This is a genomic window from Rhodopseudomonas sp. B29, from assembly GCF_000333455.1.
Taxonomy (GTDB): Bacteria; Pseudomonadota; Alphaproteobacteria; order Rhizobiales; family Xanthobacteraceae; genus Rhodopseudomonas.
Window position 1 is genome coordinate 1 of the sequence record NZ_BADD01000097.1, and the last position, 1130, is coordinate 1130.

The 1130-nt window shown below is 60.4% G+C and carries 2 protein-coding genes; both read right to left on the reverse strand.

The genetic code is table 11. The annotated features are described in order from the left end of the window. Nucleotides 1-611 (reverse strand): acyl-CoA dehydrogenase family protein (locus tag I5M_RS03750; protein WP_022720181.1); only part of this gene is annotated, 611 nt, incomplete at its 3' end. 46 nt (nt 612-657) lie between these two features. Beyond that, a partial coding sequence (locus I5M_RS03755) for an ATP-binding cassette domain-containing protein (protein WP_031335269.1) occupies nt 658-1130 on the reverse strand: 473 nt, incomplete at its 5' end.

Consider the following 1130-nt stretch of genomic DNA (forward strand, 5'->3'; position numbering starts at 1 on the left):
TCCATCGGCACTAGGATCATGGACTGCTGCTGATGCCTGTTCGGATTTTCCGGATCGGTCTTACCCATAAAGATGCAGATCTTGCAGCGCGGATCGGTGGCATTGGTCGTGTACCATTTGCGCCCGTTGATGACGTAACTGTCGCCGTCGCGCACGATGCGGCTCTCGATATTAGTGGCGTCGCTGGACGCGACCGCGGGTTCGGTCATCGCGAAGCACGACCTGATTTCCCCGGCCAGTAGCGGTTTCAGCCAGCGCTCCTGATGTGCGGCGGTCCCGTAGCGCGCCAGCACTTCCATATTTCCAGTGTCTGGAGCCGAACAATTGAACACTTCGGGCGCGAGATGCGACCGGCCCATCACTTCGCACAGGCTGGCATATTCGAGATTGGTGAGACCCGCTCCGTGCTCGCTGTCGGGCAGAAATAGATTCCAGAGCCCCTGCTCGCGCGCGAGCGGCTTGAGTTCTTCAACGGTCGGGTAGACCTTCCAGGGGCCGAGCTCTTCCGCCTCTTGGTAGAAACGCGCCTCGTTCGGATAGATGTGACTGTCCATGAAAGACAACAGGCGGTGCTTGACGGCGGTGACGCGCTCGGACTCGGGGTAAAGCATGGGTTCTCGCAAGGGGCTTGATGGCTGCGGGCGGGCACGCCTGCGTTCAGTGGATCGCGGCGTACATGATCTTTTCTTCCGTCGCCTCGGACGCAGGCATCTCCTCGACGATCCGTCCGCCGCGGGCCACCAGCACGCGATCGGACAGAGCCAGCACTTCGGGTAGATAGGAGGAAATCACGACGACCGCCTTGCCGCTCTTGGCGAGATCGCGGATCGACGCATGGATCTGCGGGATGGCGCCCACGTCGACACCGCGGGTCGGCTCGTCGAAGATCACTAAGGACGGCTCCTGCGCCAGCGACTTTGCGACCACCACCTTCTGCTGGTTGCCGCCTGAATATTCGATGATCTTCAGACTACGCTTGAGCGCTGAAATCGAGAGCGCCTTCACCCAGCGGTCGGCGACTTGCTTGCGCTTTTTCAGCGAATAGAACCAGCTGCGCCCCTTGGGCGAGGCGAGATAGCCGAGATAAATGTTGTCGTCCGCCGTCATGGTTTCGAAGAAGCCGTCGAGTT